This is a genomic window from Streptomyces sp. NPDC032745 (assembly GCF_055579465.1).
In genome coordinates, this window is the sequence record NZ_JBVING010000006.1 from 232,735 (window position 1) to 254,738 (window position 22,004).

The following is a 22,004-nucleotide window of genomic DNA, read 5'->3' on the forward strand; positions in this document are numbered from 1 at the left end:
GCGGGTGGGGCGCATCCTAACCACCAAAAGATGCATACGGCACCTACATGTCGGGGAGTGGAACGCGGCGGACCCCCTCCCCATCTGATGCAGCATCAGCTAGACCGTTCCCCATGACGACGGAAAACCGAAAGAGCCAGGACACCCGCCCCGACACCTACGCCGAGCTGGCGGCCGTGGGCCCGTACGGCGTCCGGCCCGGCCATGCGCTGATCACCATGGTCGAACCGCACCCGGGCCACGAGTACGCGTACAACCGCTGGTACGAGGACGACCACTACTACGCCGGTGCCATGGCCATGCCCTGGATGTACGCGGGCCGCCGCTGGGTCGCCACCCGCGACCTCCGGGAACTGCGCTACCCGGAGAAGTCGGCCGTCGCCCAGCCCGTCACCGCCGGGTGCTACATCTCCACGTACTGGGTCACCGAGGGCCGCTACGACGAGCACATGAAGTGGACCGTCGGCATCAACAAGCGACTGAACCGCGACGGCCGCGTCTACCAGGACCGCACCCACGTCTTCACGTCCTTCCAGGACCACGAGGCCACCGTCTACCGTGACGGGGCCGCCGGCCCGCGGGACTTCCACGCCCTCGACCACCCGTACGCCGGCCTCGTCGTCCAGGTCGTCGACGCCGACGGGCCGGAACAGCGGGCGGAACTGCTGGAGTGGCTGCGCTCGCGCGCCCTGCCGAAGCGGCTGCACGGCTCGCCGGCCGCGATGGTGACGCTCTTCCGGCCGACCCCGCTGCCCGGCGACCGGATGACGTACGTCAAGCAGGTCGAGGGGGTCGACACCCGGTTGACGCTGCTGTGGTTCCTGGAGGCCGACCCGCGCAGCTGCTGGGACCGGTTCCGGGGGCTGGACGCCGAGGTCGCCGAGGCCGGTCTGGGGCGGGTGGAGCTGGTGGCGCCGTTCATCCCGACGGTGCCGGGGACGGACCGGTACGTGAACGAGCTCCGCTAGCCGGAGACGAGCGGGCGCCGGAACCGGAGCCGGGCCCGGAACCGGAGCCGGGCCCGGACATGGCCGAGCCCCCTCGGCCGGGACGGCGGGCCAGTCGAGAGGGCTCCAGTCAGTGGTGCATGTGGTGCGTGTGGTGCAGATGGTGCCTGTAACGCAGTTGTCGCGTGTGGTGCAGAGAGAGGACCGGTGAGGTCGTACGCCGTGTCGTTCAGGCGAGGCGCCCCAGCCGGCCCTCGGTGACGTCGGCCACGAACGAGGTCCAGGAGCCCGGCGCGAAGGTGAGGGACGGACCGTCCTGCACCTTCGAGTCGCGCACCGCGATGGCCTCCATGACGGGGGACTTGACCTCGACGCAAGCGCCGTTTCCGCCGGAGTAGGAGGACTTGGTCCAGTTGTCCGTGGCGCCCTGACGAATAGCCATGTTTCACTCCGGTTCAGCGAGTTGTGCCAGTGAGGTGTCGGCCATTTCGGTTCCCTGACCGACGTGATCGACGCTACCGGCACCTTCCGACGGCTGAAGGGGTCATTCACCCGACCGAGTGGCATATTCCATTCAGGACTTCTGTGGCCGGGGAGCGACGGTGTACCGTACCGGCCCCCTCGCCGCCTGCCCGCCAACGCGGTGTCCGCTGCCTCCGCTTTTACTTCCCCTTGCCCGCATACTCGCCGATGATCTCGGCGATGAACTGACGTGTCTGTTCCACATTGAGCGCCTGCGCGCGCAGGTGCTCGTACATCACGCTGTACTTCTGAACGTCGTTGGCCTTCTCCAGGTACAAATCGCTCGTCACGCCCTCGATGTAGACGACCGTCGAATCGGACGCATCCGGGAATTCCAGGATGGCGTACTGACCGTTCACGCCCGGATGGGCGCCCATCGAGAACGGCATCACCTGCACCGTGATGTACGGCTGCTCGGACTGCTCTATCAAGTACTCGAGCTGCCTGATCATCAGCTGGGGGTCGCCCACGTGCCGGCGCAGCGCGGCCTCGTCGATGACCGCCCACAGCCGCAGCGGCCCGACCTCGGGGTTGTTGTTGTCCGTCTCGGAGAGCCGTTTCTGCCGGTGCATCCGCACCTGGACGCGCTTCTCCACGTCGACCGGGGCCGTCTCGGGCAGCGCGCCGCGGATGAGGGCCTGGGCGTACTCCGGGGTCTGGAGCAGGCCGGGCACCATCTGGGGCTCGTAGGTGCGCAGGCTCGCGGCATCGGTCTCGAGGCCGATGTAGACGCTGTACGGGATGTCGCCGAAGGCGTGCCACCAGCCCTGCTGGCGGGAGTCCTTGGCCATCTGCATGAGGGAGTCGACGAGCCGGCGGTCCTCGACCTCGTACACGTCGCACAGGTCGCGGACGTCGCGCTGGCTGATGGAACGGCGGCCGTTCTCCAGCCTGCTGATCTTCGACTGGGAGACGAGCAGGCGCTCGGCGACCTGCTCGGCCGTCATGCCCTTGTCTTCGCGGAGCTTGCGCAACTCCATGCCCAGTCGGCGGCGTCGGACGGTGGGATTGACATTGGACGCCACTTGAACGGCACCTCCGCCTTCTTCTGGTTCTGTCTCTCTGCGTGTCTGATGGTGAGCAGACTGCCACCGAAGGGCGGGGCGGCGCCGGAGAACGGCCCGGAAATGCAGACGCGCGGGACGGCGGGGCCGGCGGACCGGCCTCGCCATCCCGCGCGCTGGCGGCTCCCGAACCGGGTCATCGGGGACGCCGGTTGCGGCGATGGCGGTTCGGTGGAGCGGTGAATCCGTAGTGCCGTGAAGCCGTAGTGCCGTGAAGCCGTGAATCGGTGAAGCAGTGGATCAGTGCGCGGCCGCGCGGGCCATCGCGCCCGTCCGGCGTGCCTGCAGCGGAACGCCGTTCGCCGTGGCCCGCACCGGCGGCGGCGCCGCCGGTGCGCGGTCACGGCGTGGCTGCGCAGCCACGCCGTTCTGGACGTCCATGACGGCATGCGCCACGAGTCCGCCCATCGGGTCGTGCCGGATCAGGTCCCGCAGCCGGGACCTGGACGACCGCCCCTCGTTGCCGGGGTACAGGTGCTTGCCGAGTCCGACCGCGTGGGCCAGTGCGGCGAGCGCCGCGGTCCGCGGGTCCGGCGGTACGCCGGTGCGGATCGCACTGTCGAGCCGGGCGCGGATCTCCCGGCTGATCGCCGTGTCGGTCGCCTGGTAGCGAGTCGTCGGCAGCACTCCGCACATCTGTCCCGCGACGGCATGCACCATGCCGCAGCGCTCCAGATGAGCGAGGTAAATCTGGCGGAGCCCCAGCCGGGGTCCACCGATCCAGTGGACGGCCCGTACCGGGCTGCCGCGCCTGCGCAGCAGTTCCAGTGCGGAGTCCAGAGTCGGATCTCCTGTCGGCCGTGGCATCACCACGGCGATACGATCCCCATCAGGGGCTATCCGTCCTGCCAGAGCCAGCTCTACTAGCTGTGCCCCGGCCAGGCCGAGGTCGAGCGACTGCGGCTGCGCCGTGGTACCCGTGGTCGGGTCCAAAGCGAGCAGCAGAAGCTCCTCCGGAATTGTTCTGCGGCTCCTGCCCATCCATGCCTCCCCGCGTGGATGAGTGACAGGGTGACGCCTCTCACATTCATCTGTCGAGAGCGCCTGGTCGCTTTGTGGGGGAACCGGCAACTATGTCGTTCTCGTCTAGCGCGGGGGCGATGCTCCCTAGACGGGACACTGTTAGACATTCGGACAGCCGGACGTGGTGGCGATCGAGGAGGAACTGGTGGCGGGCGAGTCCCCCGACAAGTCGGTTGATGAAGGAGCGTCGGGGGCGGCGATGTCCTCCGCGGAGCGTGACCCGAGGTTGTCCGTGTTCCGGCCGCGGGAACCCGAGTCCGGGACCACCTCCGCCTCCGCCGCTGCCTCCGGCGAGGGCAAGAGCCGGGATCCGCTGCGCGAGGCGGTGGCGGCGTGGGTGGCGACGACCGACGCCGAAGCCGATGGCTCCGCCGGGGAGTCGGAGCCGGGCGCCGGGTCCTCCGGACGGGTGGACTCCGAGGCCGCGGTCGAGCCCGCCGCCGACAGCGGGCGCACCGCGGTCTTCCGCGCACCGAAGCCGGACGCGGATGCCTCCGATGCTGCTTCCGAGTCCGAGTCCGAGTCCGAGTCCCAGTCCGACTCCGAGTCTGCTTCCGCTTCTGCTTCCGACTCGGATTCCGCTTCTGCGGACGAGCCGTCGGACGCCGAGAAGCCGCGTTCGGAGCCGGCCTCCGCCAAGGGCGGTACGGATGCCCCCGTGTCCGCGGCTGCGAAGCCGGCGTCGGCCGATGCGTCGGCGGGGAAGCCGGGCCCGGCTTCCGCTTCCGCGGCCAAGCCGGCGGACGACAGTGAGCGCACCGCGGTGTTCCGCGCCCCGAATGCGGGTTCGGCTTCCGCTTCCGCCGTTGCGAAGCCGGGCTCGACCCCCGTCCGGGGCGGCTCGGACGATTCCGCCGCGGACAAGCCTGCGGAAGCCGCGCGCGCGGGTTCCGGTTCGGCGCCGGCCGCGGACAAGCCGGCTGCTGCCGAGGCGTCGGCCGGGAAGCCGGCCGACAGTGAGCGCACGGCGGTGTTCCGCGCCGTGAAGCCGGGCTCGGCGCCCCCCTCCGCCTCCGCTTCGGCCAAGGGCGGTACGGAAGCCGCGGACAAGCCGGCTGCTGCCGAGGCTTCGGCCGGGAAGCCGGCCGACAGTGAGCGCACGGCGGTGTTCCGTGCCGTGAAGCCGGGCTCGGCGTCCCCGTCCGCCTCTGCTTCGGCCAAGGGCGGTACGGAAGCCGCGGACAAGCCGGCTGCTGCCGAGGCTTCGGCCGGGAAGCCGGACGACAGTGAGCGCACCGCGGTGTTCCGCGCCGTGAAGCCGAGGAGCGGTACGGGTGCCTCGGCGTCCGGTGCCGAGAAGCCGGCCGACGGTGACCGAAGCCCTGCCGGGGGTTCCGCTTCCGGTGACGCCAAGGGCGCGGCCCCCGCCGATGCGGGGGACAGTGAGCGCACTGCCGTCTTCCGGGCTCCGAAGCTGGATTCCGCCTCGGGCGCCGCGAAGGCCGCCCCGGCTGCTGCCGGGAAGCCCGGCGAGGAGTCGGGCGACAGCGAGCGCACCGCCGTCTTCCGGGCCGTGAAGCCGGACGCGAAGGCGTCGCCCAAGGCATCGGCTCCGACCTCGGCTCCCGCCCCGGAGAAGCCCGCCGCCTCCCGCCCCGTGCCGCCGAAGGCGGTCGGCGGGGAGCGGGCCAGTACGTTCGTGCCGCTGCGCAAGAACGAGGGCCCGGCGGCGAAGCCCGCGGCTTCGGCTTCGGCTTCGGCATCGCCGGCCGCCCAGGCCCCGGCGCCCGCAGCCCCGAAGCCGGTCGTCCCCGAGCGGACCGAGCGGACCACGCAGCAGCCGCTGCCGCCCAAGCCGCCGCTCGACATGCTCGCGGACCTGACCAACAACCCGCCCCCGCCGCCGAGCCCCATGCGCACGGCAGTGCGGCGGGTCAAGATCTACGCCCCGCTCGTCGCGCTCCTCGCGGTCGTCCTGGCGGTCGTCCAGCTCGTGCGCCCGCTGCCCGAGCCGAATCTCACGATGACCGCGAAGTCCTCGTACACCTTCGACGGCGGCAACCCGGTCCTGCCCTGGCCGAAGGAGGGCCAGGCCTATATGGCCGCGGCCGGCCTCGGCACCGTCGGCAGCTTCGGCGAGCAGAAGCCGATCGCCATCGGCAGCGTCGCCAAGACGATGACGGCGTACGTGATCCTGAAGAACCACCCCCTCAAGAAGGGGGAAAAGGGTCCGATGATCGACGTCGACAAGACGGCGGTCGACGACGGCAACAAGGACTCCGAGGGCGAGTCCACGGTCAACACCCTCAAGGCGGGCGACAAGATCTCGGAGTACGACGCCCTCGCCGCGATCATGATCCCGTCGGCCAACAACGTCGCGCGGCTGCTCGCGCGCTGGGACGCCGGCGGCGACCAGGAGGCGTTCGTCAAGAAGATGAACGACGCCGCCAAGGAAATCGGCATGACCAACACGACGTACACCGACCCCTCGGGTCTGGACGCGACGACGGTCAGCACCGCCGAGGACCAGGTCAAGCTCGGTCTCAAGATCGTCGAGATGCCGGAGCTGATCGCCATCACCAAGCTGCCGGAATGGATCGACCCGTCCGGCAAGAAGTGGCGGAACTACAACACGCTCATCCCGTTCAACGGCGCGCTCGGCATCAAGACCGGCTCCACCACCAAGGCCGGTGGCAACCTGCTCTTCGCGGCCGAGAAGCAGGTCGGCAAGACCAACCAGCTGATCGTCGGCGCGGTGCTCGGCCAGCACGGCGTCCCCATCCTCGACACCGCCATCGCGGCCAGCAAGCAGGTCATGCTGGCCACGCAGAAGATGCTGGTGAGCGCGCCCGTCGTGAAGAAGGGCGACGTCGTCGGGTACGTGGACGACGGTCTCGGCGGCCGCACCCCGGTCATCGCGACCGGCGACGTGGCGGCGGTCGGCTGGCCCTCGCTCACGGTCGAGATCAAGCTGGCCGGCGGGGACGGCAAGCTTCCGCAGAGCGCCAAGGCGGGCACCGAGATCGGCGTGCTGACCGTCGGCGAAGGGGCCAGCCAGGTGAAGGTGCCGGTGGCACTGCAGAGTGATCTTGCCGCGCCCGGCATCGGCAGCAAACTGACCCGTGTCGGCTGATCGCCGTATCGGTGAGCTGACCGCGTGATCCGGCGCCCCGGGCAACCCCGGGGCGCCGTCGCGCGTCTAGCGACCCGGGAACGGGACCCGAGAAGGGGCCGCAGATGTTCGATCGACGTGCCGGGAAGTCCGGGGAGTACGGCAGTGACCACTGCTGAACAGCAGAGCCAGAGGCAGGGCCAGAGCCGGAGCGCACCAGCCGCCGCCGGCGGATCCGGTGTGCCCGAGGCCGGCTCGGGCTCCGGCTCCGCCGGCGGCTCCATCCCCGCTCCCGCTCCCGAGCCCGGCGGCATAGGGACCCCGGGGGTCCTCGGCTGGGCGCGCCGGCACCCGGTGCCGGTCGCCACCGTGCTCGCCGCGGTCCTGCACGTCGTCTGGTTCTTCAGCTTCGCCAACAGCGGCGGCGACCTGGCCGCGCAGGACGCCTGGGCCGAGTTCGTCGGCCGCCATCCGGACTCGGCGTACAACCTCGCCTGGTACGGCGGCATACACCCCGTCTCGTACAGCGTGGTGTCCCCGTACGTGATGTACATGATCGGCGTGCGGACGACGATGATGGTCGCCGGCACGGTCTCGGCCGGGCTGCTCGCGCTGATCCTGACCCGCTGCCGCGGCACCGTCCGCGAGCCGCTGTGGCCGGCCCTGGCCGGCGTGTACGGGCTGCTCTGCAACGCCCTGTCCGGCCGGGTGACCTTCGGCCTCGGCGCGATGTTCGCGCTCGGTGCCGTCGCCGCCGTCTTCTGCTGGCCCCGCAAATGGGCGCAGCGGCGCTGGGCCAAGGCCGCGGTGGCGGCTCCGCTCGCCGCGCTCGCGACCGCCTCCAGCCCCGTCGCCGGGCTGTTCCTCGGGGTGATCGCGGCCGCGCTGTTCCTGTCCGGGCGGCGCCCCGGGGCGTACGCGCTGGGGCTGGCCCCTGCGGCGGTGGTCGGGCTGTCGGCCTGGCTGTTCCCGTTCTCCGGGACGCAGCCCATGAAGCTCGGCTCGGCCGCGCCGCCGTTCCTCTTCGGGCTGGCGATCCTGTTCCTCGTACCGAAGCGGTGGAAGACGGTCCGGATCGCCTCCGCCGTCTACGCCTTCGGGGTGCTGCTGACCTGGGCGATCGACTCGCAGGTCGGCTCGAACGTCACCCGGCTGGTCATGCTGTTCGGCGGGGCCGTGCTGCTCGCGGCCCTCCCGTACGCGGTCCCGCGCACCCGGCACTGGTACGCGGTGCTGCTCGCGTTCGCCGGGATCAACATCTGGATCACCGCCAACAGCATCACGGACATCGTCCGCACCACCCCGGTGGCCGCCTGGAACCGGGAGCTGGCCCCGCTGGTCGACCAGCTGAAGAAGGCGGGCGCCGACCGCGGCCGGGTCGAGGTGGTCCCGGCCAGCAGCCACCGCGAGTCCTCGGCCTTCCCCGCGTACGTGAACCTGGCGCGCGGCTGGAACCGGCAGGCGGACCTCGAGCGGAACCCGCTCTTCTACGACGACAGCCTCACGGCCGACAGCTACCGGGAGTGGCTGGACCGCTGGGCCGTGCACTACGTGGTGCTGCCGGCCGACAAACCCGATTCGGGCGGGGAGGACGAGGCGAAACTGGTGCGCGGGGGGCTCCCGTACCTGCAGCAGGTGTGGGGCGACGCGAACTGGCGGCTCTACAAGGTGGACGCGCCGACGGACCTGGTGTCCGGGCAGGCCACGGTGGTGCGGGCGGGCGCGGACCAGCTGGTCGTCGACGTGAAGGCGGCCGGACGGGTGCTCGTACGGATCCCGCACTCGCCGTGGCTGGGGCTGGTGGACGGCGCGGGCAAGCCGGTGCCGCCGCCGCAGGAGACGTTCGCGTCGAAGGCGCGCAGCGGGGGCGGCGGCTCGGGCTCGGGCACGCTGCCGAAGGAGTACGCGAACACGGCCGGGTGCCTGTTCAAGGCGGCTCCGGACACCGCGGGCGATGTGTGGACGGAGCTGCTGGCGCCGGGGCCCGGGGTGTACCGGGTGGCGGCTAAGTACCAGCTGCCGCGGGGGACGCCGTGCCCGGAGGAGCTGATCCGCTGGGCGGCGGGTGCGCCGCAGCGTTCGGCGCCGCCGCGCCCCTGACCGTGAGGCGAGTCAGGCGGACCGGGAGGGCGGACTGCGAGGGCGGATCGGGAGGGCGGATCAGGAGTTTTTACGTGCTGTCCGGGTGCGTTGCTCCGTATATCTGCATACGATCCCAATAGTCCGATTGGGTGCTTCCCGAGGGAGTTGACGACGGGATGAGCAAAGAGCAGCAGAAGCAGGATTTCCGAGAGGCTTTCCAGGCCCATGAGCCGGATCGGCCGCCGCGCCCGGCAGGCCACGGCTTCGAAGGTCTGGTGCGGAGCAAGGTCAAGGGCGGAGCGCACACGAAGGCGGCCCTCAAGCGGGCCGGCACTCCGCAGGGTGACCGCATCGGCGAACGCAGCAGAGGCCTGAGCTGATCCCACGCCCGCGCCCACGTCGCCAGTCGATGGACGTCAGCCCTTCCGGTTCCGGCCGGGAGGGCTTTCGTGCGTCTCTGGCCAGGGACTTCGGTCCTTGACGGGTCCGAGGGTGAGGATCCGGACAACTGTTACATTACCGACGGATGACCAAAACATGACCCTCGTAGCGTCGAGGTTGTCGCCACGGCAGACCCCGTCAAAGGTGGTCGGCCCGGAGCGGGACCAGAGACGACTCCGACCCGAGGGGATCCATCCATGCGCGCCACCTTCCGTACCGCAGCCGTCGCCGTCGCCGCCGTCGCTGCCGGTGCCGTCACCGCACTGGCCCTCCCGGCCGCCCAGGCCTCCGCCGCCGGCACCCCTGCCGCCCCCTCCGCCCCTTCTGCGCCGGCCCGGCCGGTCGAGCGCGAGGCGCTGCGCACCGTGAATCTGGAGAAGGGCTGGTCGGGCAAGGTCTACGAGCTGGCCCGGTACGAGGGCGGCAAGAAGTCGGCGGCGCTCGGGTACGAGGCCGATGTGAAGAAGGACGGCCGGGTAAGGGGCACGCTCAAGGCCCACGACGGCAAGGGCACGGCCGAGACGGCCACCCGGAAGATCGACGGACAGCTGACCGCCAAGGGCATGCAGGAGGGCCCGGGGCGGCAGGGCCGGACCGAGGGCGCGACGAAGCCGGAGCCGGAGCCGGAGCCCGGGAAGGCCATTCCGAAGGGCGGCGTACGCGCGGGCGACGAGGAGGCCGGGCCCTCGGGCGACGGCGCAGCGCTGATCGCGGGCGGTGCCGGTCTGGCCGCCGCGGGCGCCGCGGGCCTCGGCTTCACGATGCTCCGGCGCCGCCGCTCCGAGGGCTGATCCGGCCCACCACCCCCCACCACCCCGCCCACTACCCCGGCCGCCGGGCATCCGCCCGGCGGCCCGTCCCTGCCAGGAGAACACCATGCCCAGCACCCTCGTGCCGCGCACGCGCCGCGTGATCGTGACGACCACCCTGGCGGCGTCCGCCGCGGCGGCCCTGGCCGCCTGCGGTGCCGGCGGCACCAAGCTGCCCCCGGACCCCGAGGTCGGCAACGCGTCCGCGGCTCCCGTCGCGAACACCACCACGGCCCTCCCCCCGTCGAAGCCGACCGGTATGAAGATCGACGCGGCGGGGGTGGACGCGAAGAGGATGGTCGACCTCAAGGTGGACGCCGCCACCGGCGAGCTCGGCGTGCCGAACGCCGACACGGACGCGAACAACCCCGGCTGGTGGACCGAGGGCGTCACCCCGGGCGAGAAGGGCGTCTCCGTCCTCGTCGCGCACTTCGACACCAAGCACGGCCCGGCCCTGATGAAGGACGTCAAGAAGATCGAGCTCGGCGATCTCATCGAGGTGCCGCGCGAGGACGGCAAGACGGCCAAGTTCAAGATCCGCGAGATCGAGGACGTCAACAAGAAGGACTTCCCGACGGACAAGGTCTACGGCGACACGCAACGCCCCGAACTCCGCCTGCTGACCTGCGGCGGCGAGATAAAGGACGGCCACCGCACGAACAACGTCATCTTCTACGCCGACCTGACGCCCTGACCCGCCGGCCCGCGCCGACGATCCGCAGACCACCCGAACCGGAGCCGCTGCCCGGCAACTCCGTGACCGGACCCATGCCCCGTCAGACGGCCGGCACCACCGGCGAGAAGCCGCTGCACGCATGCGAAAGGGCCGGTCCGAGAGGATCACTCCCCCGAACCGGCCCCCAGTCGCGTGCCCCCGGCAGGATTCGAACCTGCGACACCCGCTTTAGGAGAGCGGTGCTCTATCCCCTGAGCTACGAAGGCCTGACCTCCGACAGCCTAGCGGATCGTGCTCCGCGGATGCGCCCCCATAAGCGAGGCTCGACTCCGGCCCGTGCGCGACCTGTGCCCGCCGCCCGGCGCAGGGCGTTACGGACGTCTGCTGCGATGCCCGGGCTCGGCGTTTCCCCGCCCCGGGGTGTGCGGCTGCGCCGGTGGCCTGCCGATGTGCGGGAAGGCATCGTCCACCGGCTTCAGGGATGACCAACCGGGCTTCCCGGGGGCGGATATCGGCCATGATCCGGCCGGAGCGGGGCGTTCGGGTGGGGGGACTGGGAGACTGCGGGCCGTGGACGACTCGGTGAGCAGCAACATCTCCGGCGGCACCTTCTACGGCCCCGTCTTCATGGGCCGGGACTCCCGGGTGGCCCACCACGGGCCCATGGCTCCGCCCGTGCCCCGCATGCTGCCCTTCGGGCCCGACGGGTTCGTCGACCGCGAGGTCCTGCGGGACCGGCTCGACGGGCTGCTCGCCGGGCGCGACGGCCAGGGTGCGCCGCTGCTCGTGCTGCTGCACGGCACCGTCGGGGTCGGCAAGACCGGGCTGCTGCTGCACTGGGCCCAGCAGCGCAAGGAAGCCTTCCCCGGCGGGGTGTTCTACGCCGACATGAGCCCCCAGGGGCTCGGGGGCCCCACCGAAACCGCCGCCGTGCTCGAGTCGTTCATCGGGGTGCTCGGCACGCCCCGCTCCGAACTCCCCGCCACCGAAGCCGCGTTGGCCGCGCGGTTTCGGAGTCTGAGCGCCGAGCTGCCCTCGCTCGTCGTCCTCGACGGGGTCCTCTCCGCCGCCCAGGTGGACGTGGAGCGGCTGCTGCCCGGCCATCCGGCCAGCATGGTGGTGCTGACCAGCAGGTTCCGGCTCGGCGCCGTCGAGGGGCGGCTGCCGGTGCGGCTCGCGGTGCCGGAGCTGGACGAGGAGGCGTGCGCCGAGCTGTTCCGCACCGTCGCGGGGGAGGACGTACCGGCCGGAGAGGCGCTGCGTACGGTGCTGCGGGCGTCGGCCGGGCTGCCGTACGTCGTACGCATCGCCGCGGCCCGCGCCGCCGATCCGGGGTCCGACGGGGTCGAGGGGCTGGCGGCCCGGATCGCACGGGAGAACATCCTGGAGGCGCTCGAGATGCCCCGCCGCCTCTTCGACCTCGCCTACGAGGCCCTCGACCCGCAGGTGCAGCGCGGATTCCGCCTGCTGGGCGTCCATCCCACCCCGGAGTTCGCCGACGCCCTCCTCGACGAGCTGGCGCCCGGCGTACGGGGTCCCCTCTACGCGGCCGGGCTGCTGGAGCGGTCCGGGCCCCGGCGCTCCCGGTTGAACGGGGTCGTGCACGGCCACGCCCAGATCCTGGCAGCCGATCCCGCCGACGTGCCGCGCGTCATCGACTGGTACCTGCGCCGGGCGGTCGCCGCCGAGCTGCGGATCTCCGGGCGCTGGCGGGCCGGCGCCCTCTTCGCCGAACCCGGCCCGCTCGCCGGCGTGTTCCAGGACAAGGGCGAGGCCCTGGAGGCGCTGGAGCCCGACCGGAACAACCTCGTCGCCGTCGCCGAGCTGCCGGGGACCGGGCCGGCGCAGCTCTGCCTGCTCGCCGAGGCCGTCCACGGGCTGTTCCTCGACCGCGGCCACCACGCCCTGTGGATCCGCATCGCCCGGCTCGCCGTCGATGCCGCCGTCGATACCGCCGGTGGCGACCGCGACGGGCTGCTCCTCGCCCGGATGCACTTCGAGCTGGCCTTCGTCCTCACCGACCGCGGCTCCGCCGAGGACCTCGACGAGGCGCGCACGCACTACGACGCCGCCCGCGAGAGCGCCCGCCGCGCCGGAGGGCACGCCCGGACCGAGTCCTCCGCCCTGGAGGGACTCGGCCGGATCGCGGTCGCGCAGGGCGATCCGCAGGCGGCCACCGAGCTGTACGGGCAGGCTCTAACGGCCCTCGGTGACCTGGAACACCCACGCGGCCGCGCCCTGTTGGAGTACCACCAGGGCAACGCTGCGAGCGCGGCCGGCCGGCCCGAACAGGCCGCCGCGCACCTGGCCGAGGCGCTGCGCGGCTTCCTGGCCCTCGCCGAGCCGGACACCGCGAACGCGGCGAAGACCCGGCTGCGCCAGGCGATGGCCCGCCTCGCGGCCGGACACGCCGAGGGGGCCGTCGAACCGCTCGCGGCGGCCCTGGAGGCGTTCACCGCGCCGACGCTCAACCGGGCCGACGCCGTGCTCGTACGGGGAGACGTACGCGCGGCCCTCGGCGACCCGGCGGCCGCGCGGGCCGACTGGCAGGAGGCGCTGGAGCTGTACGGGTCACTGCGCAGCATCCGGGCCGAGGAAGCCCGGATCCGCCTCGCCCGGGGCCCGGAGCAGGCGCAGGGCTGACACGGCGCCGCCGATCCGGAGGGCGAACTCCCCCTCCGGGTCCAGGCCTTCGCCGAGCAGGGCCAGCAGCGCCGATGCCGCCGGCGCGGGATCCACCCCGCCCGGCACCCCGAACTCCCGTCCGCCCCGCAGCACCAGCCGCGGCCCGGGCCCGGCCACCAGGGCGCACCCCGGATTCCGGGCGAGCACCGCCGCCGGATCCGCCCCGGGCCGCGCCACCAGCACATCGGCGAGGGCGCGCAGCCGCGGATCCGGCTCGGCGGCGTCGGCCACCACGTGCACGTCGGCGCCCAGGTGGGCGGCGGCCCCGCGCTGCGCTTCCGCCGGGTAGCGGCGTACAGCCACCTCCCGGCCGGTGACGCGGGTGTCGACGTACAGCGCGGGACCCGCCGGCGTGCCAGGCGGTGCCGGTTCCGGCACCGCCACGGGCCGCGGAACGCACGGGAACTGCGGTTCCGCCAGGGCGAGATGGCGGTAGCAGAGGGTGCGGAGCAGGGCGAGCGAGCGGCCCGGGCGGGAGGTGATGCGAGCCGCGGCCGACGGCAGGGCGACGGCCTCGGCCAGCTGGGCGGCCAGCGGGCGGACCGGGTCCAGGCGGGGCAGCCGCTCGCCGAGCCAGGCCATGGGAGAGCCGGGAGCGACGGTGTCCGCGCCGAAGGAGGCGAGCAGTCCGGGCAGCCCGCGGGCGGCGGCGTACAGGGAGAGTGAGCCGTGGTCGCCGAGGAAGGCGTCCGCGGCGCAGATCGCGGCCTTCCAGGTATCCCCGGCGGGCGGCGGCAGGATGAGTCCGGCGCGAAGGCAGGGCTTCAGCCAGTTCCGGATCTGCCAGCCGCCGTGGCCGTACCAGGCATTGGGGTGGACGGCGGCCAGGACGCGGTATTCGTCGTACGGCAATTCGGCGAGGGCCCGGCGTACGGCATCGGGGGCGGCGCCCAGGACGGAATCCGGGCCCCAGGTGGAGGTGATCAGGAGGAGTTTCTGCCCGGGCCGTATTCCGAGTGCGGCGCGGTATTCCGTACGGAAAGGCGCGGAGGCGTCGAGCTGGTCCGCGCAGGGGTCGCCGGCTATGTGGGCGTACGGGGCGGCCTCGGGGCAGTCGCGGAGCAGGCGGGCGTGCTGTTCCTCGTGCGAGAGGACGATGGCGGACGGGACGACCTCACCGTCGTGGAGCAGCCACTCGGCGGAGAGCCCGAACGCACCGGCCCCGGGACCGCCCCCGGCCCCGGATTCCGGATTCCGGATTCCGGATTCCGGATTCCTGCTGAGTTTTTTATTGTATCCGGCGCCGTGCGGGGCGCCGATGAGCGGTGCGGAAATCTCCTCCAGATCTCCACCGCGGCTGGTGCTCACCGCCAGGTCGAATTCCTGCGCCAGTGCCTTTTCCCACGGGATGAGAAAAAGCCCGTGCGCGGCGGCGAATTCCGCGACCCCGCCGTCCAGCTCCGATGACCCGGTGCAGGTGAACACCACCCGCACCCGTGGGTCGCCCTCGAAGACGGCGAGTACGTCGAGCAGCCGCGTGGCCGAGGTGACGTTGTGGATGACGCCGAGGACCGTGCGCCCGGCCGGCACCGTGAGCCACCGGCGGTCCGGCAGCCCCCGCTCCGTCCCCACCCGCACAGCGCCCCCCGTTTCCCGATCCGCCCGCGCCGCCGCCAGCCTACGGCTAGCCTGGCCTGCATGGATGTGGGGGCACTGGTGACTGCGGGGGCGACGACCATCATCGGACTGATGGCGTCGGACGCATGGACCTATACGAGCGGGCGACTGGCCCGCCTCCTCGGGCGTACGGACGCGGAGCTCCGCTCATCGCGCGCCGAACTCCTGCTGGCCCGCGCCGACGGCGACGAGGCCGCCGCGGAGCAGCTCGAGGAAGGCTGGCGGGACCGCCTGCGCACCGTCCTGGAGTCCGATCCGGTGGCCGTACGGGAGCTCGCGGAGCTGCTGGACGAGGTGAACCCGGGCTGGCGGGAGAGGGATGCCCCGTCGATCGCGAACACGGTCCGCGGCGGCGACTTCCGCGACAACGTCAGGGTCTACATGGGCCGGGATTTCAACTTCAACGAAGGTCCGCGGCGGCCGGATGGCCGGGGGAATTCCGCATAATTCGGTTTGAGGCCGAACACCCCGGTCCATGGGACACCCATGGACTTCCTTCGCCCCGCCGGCTGGGAGGAGGCGCTCGCCGTCAAGGCCGAGCACCCCACCGCCGTGCCCATCGCCGGTGGCACCGACGTGATGGTCGAGATCAACTTCGACCACCGCCGGCCGGAATACCTCATGGACCTGAACCGCATCGGGCTGCTGCGGGAGTGGGAGATCGGCGAGGACGTCGTACGGCTCGGCGCGTCCGTCCCGTACACGGAGATCATGGAGCACTTCCGTGCGGAACTCCCGGGTCTGGCCCTCGCCTCGCACACCGTCGCCTCCCCGCAGATCCGCAACCGCGGCAGCGTCGGCGGCAACCTCGGCACGGCGTCTCCGGCGGGCGATGCGCACCCGGCGCTCCTCGCGGCCGGCGCGCAGGTCGAGGTGGAGTCCGTACGGGGCTCACGGCTGATCCCGATCGACGCGTTCTACACCGGGGTCAAGCGCAACGCCCTCGCTCCCGACGAGCTGATCAAGGCCGTCCACGTGGCCAAGGCCGACGGGCCCCAGCAGTTCTCGAAGGTCGGCACCCGCAACGCCATGGTCATCGCCGTCTGCGCCTTCGGCCTGGCCCTGCACCCGGCGACCCGGACCGTCCGTACGGGCATCGGCTCGGCGGCCCCCACGCCGATCCGGGCGAAGACGGCCGAGGAGTTCCTGGCCGCGGCCCTGGAAGAGGGCGGCTTCTGGGAGTCCCGCAAGGTCATCACCCCGTCGATCGCGAAGCAGTTCGGGGATCTCGCGGCCGCGTCCTGCAACCCGATCGACGACGTCCGGGGCACCGCCCGCTACCGCCGCCACGCCGTCGGCGTCCTGGCCCGCCGCCAACTCCTGTGGACCTGGGAGGAGTACCGGGCCGGCGGAGCCGCGTGACCCGGCGCCTCAGACGCCCATCGGCGTGTGCAGCTCCACGATGACCTCGACCTCCACGGGCGCGTCCAGCGGCAGCACCGCCACGCCCACCGCGCTGCGGACGTGGATGCCGGCGTCCCCGAAGGCGGTGCCGAACAGCTCGCTGGCCCCGTTGACCACCCCCGGCTGGCCGGTGAACCGCGGATCGCTGGCCACGAAGCCGACCACCTTGACCACGCGTTTGACGGCGGACAGGTCACCGGCGACCGAAGCGATCGCCGCGAGCGCGTTCAGCGCGCATTGCCGGGCCAGCTCCTTGGCCTGCTCCGCGCTGACCTCGGCCCCGACCTTGCCGGTCAGCGGCAGTGCGCCGTCGACCATCGGGAGCTGGCCGGAGGTGTACACGTGGTGTCCGTTGACCAGGGCGGGCACGTACGCGCCCAGCGGGGCGAGGGCCTTCGGGAGGCTGAGCCCGGCTGCGGCGAGCCGTTCTTCGGGGGTGCCGGTCGTCATCCGTTTTCTCCTTGGGTTTTCGTGGCCTGCAACTGCCAGGGCTCAGGACTTCAGGACTCAGGACTTCAGGACCCAGGGCTCAGGACCCAGGGCTCAGGGGCGGGTGATCCGGACCTGGAAGCTGCCGTTGCGCAGCTCTCCCACCACCGAGATGCTGATGTCGGCCTTGTCGTCCGTGAAGGTCTCGCCCGGCCGGAACGGCGCGTCCGACAGCTCTCCGTGCACATTGGGCCGCCGGGTGCAGCCGCCGCTGCCGTTCGTGCTGTCCGAGACGGTCACGGGCCCGCGCCCCGTGTCCACCTGGGAGTCCACCTTGTAGATCAGTACGCCGGGCTTGCAGACGGCCTCGTCGTTCCCGGCCTGGGTGCGCACCTCCACCGCGTACCCGGCGCTCTCCGACAGCGGTACGAAGGCCAGCTTCGTGCCGCCCTCCACCCCGAGCGCGGTCAGGGTGTGGTCGCTGACGCCGGATTTCGAGGCGCAGCTGATCTGCGAGCCGTCCAGCCAGCCCAGCTTCCACTTGTGCCAGCCCAGCAGGTCGTTGTTGGCACCCCAGTCCTCGCTCATGATGTCCCAGTGCCCGACCGTGCCCCCGCCGTCGGAGGTGTACAGGTCGGGCAGTCCGAAGACGTGCCCGTTCTCGTGGGGGAGCACCCGGTAGCCGGTCTCCCGGTAGGAGCCCGAGCCGTCGTCCTGGCGGCTGTAGACGAAGGACGTGTTGGCGAGCGGCACGCCGTCGGCCATCGGGGCCTCGCCGTTGCCGGAGAAGGTCACCGAGAGCACGGTGTCCAGGGCGGACGGTCCGGCGTTCGGCGTGACCAGGACGTTGACCAGGTCGTAGCGGCTGAAGTCCACCTCCGAGTCGGCGGCCTTCGCTATGTGCTCAACGAGCAGCCGGTAGCCCGGCTCGTACGCGGAGCCGCGCTCGATCCCGTACGCGGCGAACGGCATCGGCATCCGCAGCCAGGTCCTTATCGGCGCCTCGGCGCGGTAGCTGAGGCGGCCGTAGGAGCTGGTGCGGAACCAGTCGGAGGTCTGGGGGAAGAACTCCGCGAGCCGGTCCAGTGCCGTGCCCTCGCCCTTGGCGTCCGGGAAGTCGATCATCAGGTTCAGCGCCCGGACCTCGCCGGTCGAGCGGGAGTACCCGGGCGGGGTCGGCATGCCCTCGGACATCTGCACGCCCATCGCGCCGGTGATCCGGCAGGGCGCCAGTGCGGACTCGGCGCTCGTGGCCACGGGCCCGGCCGTGGAGTGGCTGCGATCGGCTATCCCCGTGCTCGCGGTGGCGGTGACACCGAGGGCCAGCGCGGTGAGGCCGATGTAGGCGCCGGCGCGGCGTGGTGTGCGTATCCGGTGGCGGGTCTGCGGCATGGAGATCGCCTTCGGGTCCGCGGCAGCCGGCCGGGCCCGGACTGCGCTCTGTGCGATCACCCTCCGTCGGCTGCGGCGCGCCCGCGCGTCGGGTACGTCCGAACGGGAACCGCGATGTGACCCGGGTCACACAGGAGAGTGAAATAACCGGGGACGCGATCCCCGTTTGTACGGGAGTCCCGCAAAGCGGGGACCAGCTCCCCGTTTGAGGGGGCGGGTACGAGTCCCAGGCCCAGGGAGGCCTCGAATGAAGCGCTCCACCACCCTCGCGGCGGCTCCGGCCGCCCCGGAGGCGGCCGCGGGCCCGACGGGCGCGGAGTCCGCTCCCACCCGGGTCCCGCGTCCGCGCGCGGACGCCGTCCGCAACCGCGAGAGGATCCTGGTGGCGGCGCGCGAGGTACTCGTGGAGCTGGGCTCGGGCGCGCCGTTCGACGAGGTCGCCCGCCGGGCGGGCATCGGCAACGCCACGCTCTACCGGCACTTCCCCGACCGGGCCGCCCTGGTCCACCATGTCGTGCTCTTCGTCATGGACCGGGTCACGGCCCAGGCGGAGGACTCGCTCGCCGAGGAGCCCGACGCCTTCGCCGCGCTGTGCCGCTTCACGCACGCCGCCGCGGACGAGCGGATCGGCGCCCTGTGCCCCATGCTCGCCGGGGACTTCGACAGCGAGCACCCCGAACTCGTCGCGGCCCGCGAGGCCTTGGCGGAAGCCGTCGAGGCCCTGGTGACCGCCGGCCAGGAGGCCGGGCTGATCCGGACGGACATCGGTGTCGGTGACCTGATGGTCGCCCTCTCCCAGCTCAGCCGGCCCCTGCCGGGCATCAGCTGCGCCGAGGTGGAGGGGTTCGTCCACCGCCATCTCCAGCTGTTCCTCGACGGGTTGCAGGCCCCGGCCCGCTCACGGCTGCCCGGTTCGGCGGCCACCCTAGAGGACCTGAGGCAGAAAACCATGTGACGCCCCGGGTCGCGCCCGCTAGCGTCGTAAACCCGGATCAAGCGTCCTGAACGTCTCAAACATCTTGAACGTCCTGAACGTCATTTTTCAGTCATTCCGCAGATGAAATGGGTATCCCCATGCCGAAAACGGCCGCGACCCTCGCGCCGGCTGCCGATCCCAGTCGCTGGAAGGCACTCGTCTTCATAGCCCTGGCGCAGCTGATGGTCGTCCTCGACGCGACCATCGTGAACATCGCCCTCCCGTCCGCCCAGACCGACCTCGGGATCTCCGACGGCAACCGCCAGTGGGTCATCACCGCGTACGCCCTGGCCTTCGGCGGGCTGCTCCTCTTCGGCGGCCGCATCGCCGACAAGTGGGGCCGCAAGAACGCCTTCATCGTCGGCCTCATCGGCTTCGCCCTGGCCTCCGCGCTCGGCGGCGCCGCCAACGGCGAGGCGATGATGCTCGGCGCCCGCGCCCTCCAGGGTGCCTTCGGCGCGCTGCTCGCCCCGGCCGCGCTCTCCCTGCTGGCCGTCATGTTCACCGACGCCAAGGAGCGCGCCAAGGCCTTCGGCATCTACGGTGCGATCGCCGGCGGCGGTGGCGCCGTGGGCCTGATCCTCGGCGGCTTCCTCACCGAGTACCTGAACTGGCGCTGGACCTTCTTCGTCAACATCCCGTTCGCGATCGCCGCGGCCATGGGTGCCTGGATGGTCATCCGTGAGCCAGCAGGCGGCCGCAACCGCGCGCCGCTCGACATCCCCGGTGTGGTCCTGTCCACGCTCGGCCTCGTCGCGCTGGTCTACGGCTTCACCCGCGCCGAGTCGGCCGGCTGGTCCGACACGGTCACCGTGGCCATGTTCATCGCCTCCGCGGCGCTGCTCGCGGCCTTCGTGTTCGTCGAGTCCCGGGTGAAGTCCCCGCTGCTGCCGCTGCGCGTCCTGCTGGAGCGCAACCGCGGCGGTGTCTACCTCTCCCTGGGCCTGGCCGTCATCGCGATGTTCGGCCTGTTCCTCTTCCTGACGTACTACCTGCAGGTCGTGAAGGGCTTCTCGCCGGTCAAGACCGGCTTCGCCTTCCTGCCGATGATCGCGGGCATGATCACGGGCTCCACGCAGATCGGGGCCCGCCTGATGACCCGGGTCGCGCCCCGGCTGCTGATGGGTCCGGGCTTCCTGCTCGCCGCCACCGGCATGCTGATGCTGACCCAGCTCGAGGTCGGGTCCTCCTACCCGGCGCTGATCCTGCCGGCGCAGCTGCTGCTGGGCCTCGGCATGGGTACGGCGTTCATGCCGGCCATGTCGCTGGCGACGCACGGGGTGAACCCGGCCGACGCCGGTGTCGCCTCCGCCATGGTCAACACCTCGCAGCAGGTGGGCGGCGCGATCGGCACCGCCCTGCTGAACACGATCGCCGCCTCGGCGACCACCGCGTACCTGGCCGACCACGCGGCCGAGGCCGCGGCGGGCGGTCCGGCGGCGAAGCTGATCCAGGCCCAGGCGATGGTGGAGGGCTACTCCAGCGCCATCTGGTGGGCGGTCGGCATCCTCGTCGCCAGCGCGACCATCGCCCTGACGCTGATCAACACCGGCCGTCCGGGCGCCGGCGGCCCCGTCGCCTCCGGTGACGGCGCGGGCGCCGACGCCGAGGTGAAGGTCCCGGTGATCGCCCACTGACGCGGCTCGGGGAACCCCGGGAATGACTGCCGACCCCGTGTCGTTCAAATTTGAACGACACGGGGTTAGTCTTGTGTCCGGCCCCGTGCTGACGAACGAGGAGCACCCCGTGACGACCATCCCGACCCCCGCCGAGTCCCCGGCCCGCATGCCGGCGCTCTATCTGAGCCACGGCGCCCCGCCGCTCGCCGACGACCCGGTCTGGCCCGGGGAGCTCGCCGCCTGGTCCGCCGCGCTGCCCCGCCCCCGCGCGATCCTGATGGTCTCCGCGCACTGGGAGGAGGCCCCGCTCGCCCTCGGTGCCACGGAGCAGGTCCCCGTCGTCCACGACTTCTGGGGCTTCCCGGAGCACTACTACCGGGTCCGCTACGACGCTCCCGGCGCCCCCGCGCTCGCCGCCTCCGTACGGGCCCTCCTGCATGCCCCCGGCACCCCCGTCCAGGACGTCCCGGACCGCGGTCTCGACCACGGCGCGTACGTCCCGCTGGTGGAGATGTTCCCGGAGGCCGACATACCGGTCCTGCAGATCTCCCTGCCCACCCTGGACCCGCGCCGCCTGATGGACATCGGCCGCAAGCTCGCGCCCCTGCGTGACGAGGGCGTCCTGATCGTGGGCAGCGGCTTCTTCACCCACAACCTGGCCGCGCTGCGCCACACCGGGCGCGGTGTCCCGTCCTGGTCGGCGGAGTTCGACGCGTGGGGCCGCGAGGCGCTGGCCGCGTCCGACGTCGACGCGCTGCTGGACTTCGAGGCCAAGGCCCCGGCGGGCCGCCTCGCCCACCCCCGTACGGAGCACTTCGCCCCGCTCTTCGTCACCCTCGGCGCCGCTGACGCCTCCGGCGACCTCGCCCGCCGCTCCGACGCGGTCGACGGTTTCTGGATGGGTCTTTCGAAGCGTTCGGTCCAGTTCGGCTAGGAATAGCCCGGTTGTCCAGGCAACCGGAAACGGGCGAAGGCCGTCTTCAGGGGTGGAGTGCAGCCACGGCGCGTGTCGCGGCGTGTGACGGCGGTCTCACGGACGCGGCGCCAGTACGGGTCGGCGAAGGCTTCCGAGCCGACCCCGAACGCGGGCCTGACCTGCACCTCTTCGAGCGCTGACGGTATCCCGCCCGCCCCCTGGGCGATGGGTGGCGGGGCAGGATACTGCAAGATCTCGAAAAAGAGGGACCGGCGGGGGAATTCTGTCCCGATTCCAGTCGTTGTTTCCTTCGGAAGCGGGCACTCGGGAGAGTGTCCAGGGACGCGGAG

The 22,004-nt window shown here is 71.9% G+C and carries 18 protein-coding genes and 1 tRNA gene; 12 read left to right on the top strand and 7 right to left on the bottom strand.

Annotated elements, in window-relative coordinates; genetic code table 11:
• Nucleotides 1–113: 113 nt before the first annotated feature.
• A complete protein-coding gene (locus ACZ5WG_RS18110; protein WP_468724233.1) occupies nucleotides 114–968 on the top strand; it encodes a hypothetical protein in 855 nt (284 codons plus the stop codon).
• 208 nt (nucleotides 969–1,176) lie between these two features.
• Here the strand turns inward: ACZ5WG_RS18110 and ACZ5WG_RS18115 are convergent, their stop codons facing one another.
• The 3 genes from ACZ5WG_RS18115 to ACZ5WG_RS18125 all read right to left on the bottom strand — a co-directional run bounded on the left by ACZ5WG_RS18115 (nucleotide 1,177) and on the right by ACZ5WG_RS18125 (nucleotide 3,514).
• The gene (locus ACZ5WG_RS18115) at nucleotides 1,177–1,389 is read right to left on the bottom strand and encodes a DUF397 domain-containing protein (RefSeq protein WP_133897754.1); all 213 of its coding nucleotides are present in this window, start codon (nucleotides 1,387–1,389) and stop codon (nucleotides 1,177–1,179) included.
• A 220-nt stretch (nucleotides 1,390–1,609) separates the two neighbouring features.
• Nucleotides 1,610–2,494, bottom strand: a complete 885-nt coding sequence (locus ACZ5WG_RS18120) for a helix-turn-helix domain-containing protein (protein ID WP_053786959.1) — start codon at nucleotides 2,492–2,494, stop codon at nucleotides 1,610–1,612.
• Nucleotides 2,495–2,773: 279 nt separating this feature from the next.
• Entirely contained in the window at nucleotides 2,774–3,514 is a 741-nt protein-coding gene (locus ACZ5WG_RS18125; RefSeq protein WP_468724235.1) for a GOLPH3/VPS74 family protein, read from the bottom strand.
• A gap of 163 nt (nucleotides 3,515–3,677) precedes the next feature.
• Between ACZ5WG_RS18125 and ACZ5WG_RS18130 the strand changes: the two genes are divergently transcribed.
• From ACZ5WG_RS18130 to ACZ5WG_RS18150, 5 genes are all read left to right on the top strand, one after another.
• A complete protein-coding gene (locus ACZ5WG_RS18130) occupies nucleotides 3,678–6,629 on the top strand; it encodes a D-alanyl-D-alanine carboxypeptidase family protein (protein ID WP_468724237.1) in 2,952 nt (983 codons plus the stop codon).
• 144 nt (nucleotides 6,630–6,773) lie between these two features.
• On the top strand, nucleotides 6,774–8,708 hold the full coding sequence (locus ACZ5WG_RS18135) for an MFS transporter (RefSeq protein WP_468724239.1): 1,935 nt from the start codon (nucleotides 6,774–6,776) through the stop codon (nucleotides 8,706–8,708).
• Nucleotides 8,709–8,866: 158 nt separating this feature from the next.
• On the top strand, nucleotides 8,867–9,070 hold the full coding sequence (locus ACZ5WG_RS18140) for a hypothetical protein (RefSeq protein ID WP_383515007.1): 204 nt from the start codon (nucleotides 8,867–8,869) through the stop codon (nucleotides 9,068–9,070).
• Nucleotides 9,071–9,328: 258 nt separating this feature from the next.
• Nucleotides 9,329–9,922 (top strand): hypothetical protein, encoded by a 594-nt coding sequence (locus ACZ5WG_RS18145; RefSeq protein ID WP_468724240.1) that lies wholly within the window; start codon nucleotides 9,329–9,331, stop codon nucleotides 9,920–9,922.
• A gap of 85 nt (nucleotides 9,923–10,007) precedes the next feature.
• Entirely contained in the window at nucleotides 10,008–10,634 is a 627-nt protein-coding gene (locus ACZ5WG_RS18150; protein ID WP_468724242.1) for a sortase domain-containing protein, read from the top strand.
• Between the two features lie 175 nt (nucleotides 10,635–10,809).
• Here the strand turns inward: ACZ5WG_RS18150 and ACZ5WG_RS18155 are convergent.
• Nucleotides 10,810–10,882: transfer RNA gene (locus tag ACZ5WG_RS18155), tRNA-Arg, on the bottom strand.
• Between the two features lie 304 nt (nucleotides 10,883–11,186).
• Here ACZ5WG_RS18155 and ACZ5WG_RS18160 point away from each other — a divergent pair.
• A complete protein-coding gene (locus tag ACZ5WG_RS18160; RefSeq protein WP_468724244.1) occupies nucleotides 11,187–13,259 on the top strand; it encodes a tetratricopeptide repeat protein in 2,073 nt (690 codons plus the stop codon).
• Here the strand turns inward: ACZ5WG_RS18160 and ACZ5WG_RS18165 are convergent.
• Nucleotides 13,188–14,873 (bottom strand): hypothetical protein, encoded by a 1,686-nt coding sequence (locus ACZ5WG_RS18165; protein WP_468724245.1) that lies wholly within the window; start codon nucleotides 14,871–14,873, stop codon nucleotides 13,188–13,190. The genes ACZ5WG_RS18160 and ACZ5WG_RS18165 overlap by 72 nt on opposite strands.
• Nucleotides 14,874–14,939: 66 nt before the next feature.
• On the opposite strand from ACZ5WG_RS18165, the gene ACZ5WG_RS18170 reads away from it, so the two are divergent.
• Together ACZ5WG_RS18170 and ACZ5WG_RS18175 are read left to right on the top strand one after the other, a co-directional pair.
• On the top strand, nucleotides 14,940–15,365 hold the full coding sequence (locus ACZ5WG_RS18170) for a hypothetical protein (protein WP_468724246.1): 426 nt from the start codon (nucleotides 14,940–14,942) through the stop codon (nucleotides 15,363–15,365).
• 39 nt (nucleotides 15,366–15,404) lie between these two features.
• Nucleotides 15,405–16,280, top strand: coding sequence for an FAD binding domain-containing protein (locus ACZ5WG_RS18175; RefSeq protein ID WP_468724248.1), 876 nt, complete (start codon nucleotides 15,405–15,407; stop codon nucleotides 16,278–16,280).
• Between the two features lie 9 nt (nucleotides 16,281–16,289).
• Here ACZ5WG_RS18175 and ACZ5WG_RS18180 read toward each other — a convergent pair whose 3' ends face one another.
• The gene (locus ACZ5WG_RS18180; RefSeq protein ID WP_468724249.1) at nucleotides 16,290–16,772 is read right to left on the bottom strand and encodes a RidA family protein; all 483 of its coding nucleotides are present in this window, start codon (nucleotides 16,770–16,772) and stop codon (nucleotides 16,290–16,292) included.
• 93 nt (nucleotides 16,773–16,865) lie between these two features.
• On the bottom strand, nucleotides 16,866–18,143 hold the full coding sequence (locus ACZ5WG_RS18185; RefSeq protein WP_468724251.1) for a M6 family metalloprotease domain-containing protein: 1,278 nt from the start codon (nucleotides 18,141–18,143) through the stop codon (nucleotides 16,866–16,868).
• Nucleotides 18,144–18,390: 247 nt separating this feature from the next.
• Here ACZ5WG_RS18185 and ACZ5WG_RS18190 point away from each other — a divergent pair, with 247 nt between their 5' ends.
• The 3 genes from ACZ5WG_RS18190 to ACZ5WG_RS18200 all read left to right on the top strand — a co-directional run bounded on the left by ACZ5WG_RS18190 (nucleotide 18,391) and on the right by ACZ5WG_RS18200 (nucleotide 21,672).
• The gene (locus ACZ5WG_RS18190) at nucleotides 18,391–19,098 is read left to right on the top strand and encodes a TetR/AcrR family transcriptional regulator (protein WP_468724252.1); all 708 of its coding nucleotides are present in this window, start codon (nucleotides 18,391–18,393) and stop codon (nucleotides 19,096–19,098) included.
• 119 nt (nucleotides 19,099–19,217) lie between these two features.
• Nucleotides 19,218–20,756: an MFS transporter gene (locus ACZ5WG_RS18195; protein ID WP_468724254.1), complete on the top strand. Its 1,539-nt coding sequence runs from the start codon at nucleotides 19,218–19,220 to the stop codon at nucleotides 20,754–20,756.
• Between the two features lie 148 nt (nucleotides 20,757–20,904).
• Nucleotides 20,905–21,672, top strand: a complete 768-nt coding sequence (locus tag ACZ5WG_RS18200) for a dioxygenase family protein (RefSeq protein WP_468724545.1) — start codon at nucleotides 20,905–20,907, stop codon at nucleotides 21,670–21,672.
• Nucleotides 21,673–22,004 lie beyond the last annotated feature (332 nt).

What these genes read in the sequence shown, in the direction of transcription:
- ACZ5WG_RS18110 (WP_468724233.1), top strand. Translation starts at nt 114, where the DNA reads ATGACGACGGAAAACCGAAAGAGCCAGGACACCCGCCCCGACACCTAC.
- ACZ5WG_RS18145 (WP_468724240.1), top strand. Translation starts at nt 9,329, where the DNA reads ATGCGCGCCACCTTCCGTACCGCAGCCGTCGCCGTCGCCGCCGTCGCT.
- ACZ5WG_RS18125 (WP_468724235.1), bottom strand. Translation starts at nt 3,514, where the DNA reads ATGGGCAGGAGCCGCAGAACAATTCCGGAGGAGCTTCTGCTGCTCGCT.
- ACZ5WG_RS18200 (WP_468724545.1), top strand. Translation starts at nt 20,905, where the DNA reads ATGCCGGCGCTCTATCTGAGCCACGGCGCCCCGCCGCTCGCCGACGAC.
- ACZ5WG_RS18190 (WP_468724252.1), top strand. Translation starts at nt 18,391, where the DNA reads ATGAAGCGCTCCACCACCCTCGCGGCGGCTCCGGCCGCCCCGGAGGCG.
- ACZ5WG_RS18140 (WP_383515007.1), top strand. Translation starts at nt 8,867, where the DNA reads ATGAGCAAAGAGCAGCAGAAGCAGGATTTCCGAGAGGCTTTCCAGGCC.
- ACZ5WG_RS18150 (WP_468724242.1), top strand. Translation starts at nt 10,008, where the DNA reads ATGCCCAGCACCCTCGTGCCGCGCACGCGCCGCGTGATCGTGACGACC.
- ACZ5WG_RS18170 (WP_468724246.1), top strand. Translation starts at nt 14,940, where the DNA reads ATGGATGTGGGGGCACTGGTGACTGCGGGGGCGACGACCATCATCGGA.
- ACZ5WG_RS18115 (WP_133897754.1), bottom strand. Translation starts at nt 1,389, where the DNA reads ATGGCTATTCGTCAGGGCGCCACGGACAACTGGACCAAGTCCTCCTAC.
- ACZ5WG_RS18185 (WP_468724251.1), bottom strand. Translation starts at nt 18,143, where the DNA reads ATGCCGCAGACCCGCCACCGGATACGCACACCACGCCGCGCCGGCGCC.
- ACZ5WG_RS18195 (WP_468724254.1), top strand. Translation starts at nt 19,218, where the DNA reads ATGCCGAAAACGGCCGCGACCCTCGCGCCGGCTGCCGATCCCAGTCGC.
- ACZ5WG_RS18180 (WP_468724249.1), bottom strand. Translation starts at nt 16,772, where the DNA reads ATGACGACCGGCACCCCCGAAGAACGGCTCGCCGCAGCCGGGCTCAGC.
- ACZ5WG_RS18175 (WP_468724248.1), top strand. Translation starts at nt 15,405, where the DNA reads ATGGACTTCCTTCGCCCCGCCGGCTGGGAGGAGGCGCTCGCCGTCAAG.